The sequence below is a fragment of the Actinomadura sp. 7K507 genome, assembly GCF_004348425.1.
Classification (GTDB): domain Bacteria; phylum Actinomycetota; class Actinomycetes; order Streptosporangiales; family Streptosporangiaceae; genus Spirillospora.
This window is the reverse complement of the sequence record NZ_SMKK01000390.1, coordinates 1-5,073: the sequence shown is the minus strand read 5'-3', so window position 1 is coordinate 5,073 and position 5,073 is coordinate 1. Positions and strand designations below refer to the sequence as shown.

At 69.6% G+C, this 5,073-nt stretch carries 4 protein-coding genes; 2 read left to right on the top strand and 2 right to left on the bottom strand.

What is annotated here, in order from left to right; all coding sequences use genetic code 11:
- Positions 1 to 358: 358 nt before the first annotated feature.
- Positions 359 to 808 carry a Fur family transcriptional regulator gene (locus tag E1285_RS43065; RefSeq protein WP_132160685.1) on the top strand — a complete coding sequence of 150 codons (450 nt, stop codon included), beginning with the start codon at positions 359 to 361 and terminating at the stop codon, positions 806 to 808.
- 60 nt (positions 809 to 868) lie between these two features.
- Here the strand turns inward: E1285_RS43065 and katG are convergent, their stop codons facing one another.
- Both katG and E1285_RS43055 read right to left on the bottom strand, forming a co-directional pair.
- Positions 869 to 3,091, bottom strand: a complete 2,223-nt coding sequence (gene katG, locus E1285_RS43060; RefSeq protein ID WP_132160684.1) for a catalase/peroxidase HPI — start codon at positions 3,089 to 3,091, stop codon at positions 869 to 871.
- A 27-nt stretch (positions 3,092 to 3,118) separates the two neighbouring features.
- Complete coding sequence (locus E1285_RS43055; protein WP_132160686.1) at positions 3,119 to 3,523, bottom strand: Fur family transcriptional regulator; 405 nt, start codon at positions 3,521 to 3,523, stop codon at positions 3,119 to 3,121.
- A 184-nt stretch (positions 3,524 to 3,707) separates the two neighbouring features.
- Between E1285_RS43055 and E1285_RS43050 the strand changes: the two genes are divergently transcribed.
- The coding region (locus E1285_RS43050) for an OFA family MFS transporter (RefSeq protein ID WP_132160683.1) at positions 3,708 to 5,073 on the top strand (1,366 nt) is incomplete at its 3' end.

Sequence of the window (5,073 nt, the reverse complement as noted above, 5' to 3'; positions counted from 1 at the left end):
GTGGGAGTGGAGTGGGGGTGGGACGGTCGCAGGGCGGTGGCCCGGATCGACAGGCGCTGCCGATGCCGTCAGTGTTGGCTCGCCCACTCTGAACTGTCAACGGTTTTCGAAATATTTCGAACATCTTCATCTTCTTACGAAGACATTCGCCCAGCTCAACGTCGCTCTCCAGCGAATCTCTTTCGAAAGCGTCCAAGGTCGACGCCATATCGACCGATCGCCATCAAGCCACGGAGGCCGAAAGTTTCGGGACACGTTCATCGCGATGACCTTGACGGACCGGCACATACCACATCCGACTAGACTCGGGATGACGCTTGACGTAAATCGCTCGCGCTTTTGAAGGTAGGTCCGGCGCATGACCGCATCCCAGACCCCGACCACGGCCGAGGAGCTGCGCGGTGCCGGCCTGCGGGTGACGGCCGCCCGCGTCGCGCTGCTGGAGACCGTCCGGGACGGCGACCACCTCGGCGTCGAGTCGATCGCCTCCGGGGTCCGTGACCGCGTGGGCCACATCTCGCTGCAAGCCGTCTACGAGGCGCTCCACGCGCTCACCGCGGTGGGGCTCGTGCGCCGCATCGAACCCGGCGACAGCCCCGCCCGGTTCGAGGGACGCGTCGGCGACAACCACCACCACCTGGTGTGCCGGAACTGCGGAGCGGTCAAGGACGTCGACTGCGCCGTGGGGCACCCGCCCTGCCTGGAACCGGTGGACGAGGCCGGCTACCTGGTCGACGAGGCCGACGTCACCTTCTGGGGCCTGTGCCCGCAGTGCCGCCCGGCGGCGACGACCGGCACGTCCGGCTGAAAAGCGTCCGGGCCGGCCCGCGCGGGCCGGCCCGGACATCCGGATCACAGGATCACGGGATCAGGCGAGGTCGAACCTGTCGAGGTTCATCACCTTGTCCCACGCGGCGACGAAGTCGCGGGCGAACTTCTCCCGCGCGTCGTCGGACGCGTACACCTCCGCGATGGCGCGCAGCTCGGAGTTCGCCCCGAAGAGCAGGTCGACCCGGCTGCCGGTCCACCTGGCCGCGCCCGAGGCGTCGCGGCCCTCGTAGGTCTCCGCCTCCTCGGACGTGGGCTGCCACGTGGTGCCCATGTCGGTCAGGTTCACGAAGAAGTCGTTGGTCAGCGCCCCGGGGGTCTCGGTGAGGACGCCGAGGTCGGACTTCTGGTGGTTCGCACCCAGGACCCGCAGGCCGCCGACGAGGACGGTCATCTCGGGCGCGCTCAGCGTGAGCAGGTTCGCCCGGTCGACCAGCGAGTACTCGGCCGGGAGCGGGTTGCCCTTCCCGAGGTAGTTGCGGAACCCGTCCGCGGTCGGCTCCATCTCGGCGAAGGACTCGACGTCGGTCTCCTCCTGCGACGCGTCCGTCCGTCCCGGGGTGAAGGGGACCTCGATGTCGTGACCGGCGGTCTTGGCGGCCATCTCGACCGCGGCGCACCCGCCGAGCACGATCAGGTCGGCGAGCGAGACCTGCTTGCCGCCGGACTGGGCGCTGTTGAAGGACTCCTGGATCCCCTCCAGGGTGCTCAGCACCCTCGCCAGCTCGTCGGGCTCGTTGGCCTTCCACCCGTTCTGCGGCGCGAGGCGGATGCGGGCGCCGTTGGCGCCGCCGCGCTTGTCGCTGCCGCGGAAGGACGCGGCCGACGACCACGCGGTGGACACGAGCTGGGCGGTCGACAGCCCCGAGGCGAGGATCTGGGCCTTGAGGGTGGCGATGTCGCCGGCGTCGACCAGCTCGTAGGTCCGCGCCGGGATGGGGTCCTGCCACACCAGGACCTCGTCCGGGACCTCCGGGCCGAGGTAGCGCACGATCGGCCCCATGTCGCGGTGGGTCAGCTTGAACCACGCGCGGGCGAAGGCGTCCGCGAACTCGTCGGGGTTGTCCTTGAAGCGGCGCGAGATCGGCTCGTAGACCGGGTCGAACCGCAGCGACAGGTCCGTCGTCAGCATCGTCGGGTGGGTCCGCTTGGACGGGTCGTGGGCGTCGGGGACGGTGTCGGCCCCGGCGCCGTCCTTCGGCCGGTACTGCCACGCGCCGGCGGGGCTCTTGAACAGCTCCCACTCGTAGCCGAACAGGATCTCGAAGAAGCTGTTGTCCCACGTGGTGGGGGTGTCGGTCCAGATGCCCTCAAGGCCGCTGACGATCGCGTCCCCGCCCTTGCCGGTGCCGAAGGTGCTCTTCCAGCCGAGGCCCATCTGCTCCAGCGGGGCGCCCTCCGGCTCGGGGCCGACGTGCGCCGGGTCGCCCGCGCCGTGCGTCTTGCCGAACGTGTGACCGCCGGCGATCAGGGCGACGGTCTCCTCGTCGTTCATCGCCATGCGGCGGAACGTCTCGCGGATGTCGCGGGCCGCGGCGACCGGGTCCGGGTTGCCGTTCGGGCCCTCCGGGTTGACGTAGATGAGTCCCATCTGGACCGCGCCCAGGGGGTTCTCGAGGTCACGGTCGCCGCTGTAGCGCTGGTCGTCGAGCCACTCGGTCTCGGGGCCCCACCAGACGTCCTCCTCGGGCTCCCAGACGTCCTCGCGGCCGCCGGCGAAGCCGAACGTCTTGAAGCCCATCGTCTCCAGGGCGACGTTGCCGGTCAGGATGTACAGGTCGGCCCAGGAGATCTTCTGGCCGTACTTCTTCTTGACCGGCCACAGCAGCCGGCGGGCCTTGTCGAGGCCTCCGTTGTCGGGCCAGCTGTTGAGGGGCGCGAAGCGCTGCTGGCCGGACCCGGCACCGCCGCGGCCGTCGCTGACGCGGTAGGTGCCCGCGCTGTGCCACGCCATCCGGATCATGAACGGGCCGTAGTTGCCGAAGTCGGCGGGCCACCAGTCCTGCGAGGTGGTCAGCATCTCCGCGATGTCCCGCTTCACGGCGGCGAGGTCGAGGCTCTTGAAGGCCTCGCCGTAGTCGAAGTCCTCGTCCTGAGGGTTGCCCGCATCGGGGTTCGTGGCGAGGAGCTTCAGGTTGAGCCGGTCCGGCCACCAGCCGCGGTTGCCGCCGCCCTGGGTGGGGTGCGGGGCTCGTCCGTGGACGACCGGACAGGCGCCTTCGCTCTCGGTGTTCGTGACGGCTTTTTCTTGGTTTTCCGACATGGGAATCCTTCCCGGGCTATAGGTGAATCAGGAGCTGTCGTCGGCGGAACAGCCGGGGCACACGCCCCAGTAGACGACCTCGGCCTCGTCGATCGAGAAGCCGTGGCCGTCGGACGCGGTCAGGCAGGGGACCTCGCCGACGGCGCAGTCGACGTCGGCGATGGCGCCGCACGACCGGCACACGACGTGGTGGTGGTTGTCCCCGACCCGGGCCTCGTAGCGCGCGACGGAGCCGGACGGCTGGATGCGCCGCACCAGTCCCGCCGCCGTCAGGGTGTGCAGCGAGTCGTACACGGCCTGGTGGGACACCTTCGGGATCTCACGGCGCACTGCGCCGATGATCGAGTCGGTGTCGGCGTGCGGATGCGCATGGACCGCGGCCAGCACCGCCACCCTGGGACGGGTCACGCGCAAGGCGGTCCGGCGCAACATCCGCCGGTAGTCCGCGGGTGTTGCCACGTCGAACAGACTGGCTCATCTTCTTGAATCAGTCAAGATTCCCGCCGGGGGTGGACCGCCCCGGCATATCGCGACAAGACCTTTGACGCACGTCACAAAGGTGTCCTATGTTCGTCGGTATCGGGGAGCCCGCCACCACCGCGCTTGGAGGTCCGCAGTGGCGTTCTCGTTCCTCGACCAGCGGCACACCGTCGCACCGCCCGGCTACAACCGCTGGCTGATCCCACCGGCGGCGCTGGCCGTCCACCTGTGCATCGGGCAGGCGTACGCCACCAGCGTGTACAAGTCCGCCCTCGTCGAGCACTTCGACGTCAGCCTCACCGCGATCGGCATCATCTTCTCCATCGCGATCGTCATGCTGGGCGTGGCGTCGGCGGTCATGGGGACCTGGGTGGACCGGGTCGGCCCGCGGCGCGCGATGTTCACCGCGGCCTGCTTCTGGGCGGCGGGATTCCTCGTCGGCGCGCTCGGCATCGCCACCGGGCAGCTGTGGCTCGTCTACCTGGGCTACGGGTTCATCGGCGGGATCGGCCTCGGCATCGGCTACATCTCGCCGGTGTCCACGCTGATCAAATGGTTCCCGGACCGGCCGGGAATGGCGACCGGCATGGCCATCATGGGCTTCGGCGGCGGCGCACTGATCGCGTCCCCGCTGTCCCGCGAACTGCTGGACCTCTACGACTCCAGCGAGGGCGTCCCGTCCGGCGCCGCCGTCGCCAAACTGTTCGTCACGCTCGGCATCGTCTACTTCCTGGTGATGATGTTCGGCGTGTTCAACGTCCGCGTCCCGGCCCCGGGATGGCGGCCCGCGGGTTTCGACCCCGCGGCGGAACGATCCAAGACGATGGTCACCTCGAACAGCGTCTCGGCCGGCTCGGCGATCAGGACGCCGCAGTTCTGGCTGCTCTGGACGGTCCTGTTCTGCAACGTCACCGCCGGGATCGGCATCCTCGAACACGCCGGGCCGATGATCAGCGACTTCTTCCGGACCGGCACCACGACCACGGTGTCGGCGACCGCGGCGGCCGGGTTCGTCGGGCTGCTGTCGCTGTTCAACATGGCCGGACGGTTCGCGTGGTCCTCGACCTCGGACTACATCGGCCGCAAACCCACCTACGTGGGCTACCTCGGCATCGGGATGGTCGCCTACGTCCTGCTCGCCGTCCTCGGCGACTCCGCCACCGCGCTCTTCGTCGTCCTCGCCGCCCTGATCATCTCCTTCTACGGCGGCGGGTTCTCGACCGTCCCGGCCTACCTGCGCGACCTGTTCGGCACCTACCAGGTCGGCGCCATCCACGGCCGCCTGCTGACGGCGTGGTCGGCCGCGGGCGTGGCCGGGCCGCTGATCATCAACCGGTTCCTGGACGCGAGGGGCGAACCGGGCCGGCTGGTGGCCGCCGACTACCGCCCCGCGCTGTTCACGATGGTCGGCGTCCTCGCGATCGGCTTCGTCGCCAACCTGCTCATCCGCCCGGTCGCCGAACGCCACCACCTTCCCGCGCCGGAGCCCCGCACCCCCGACC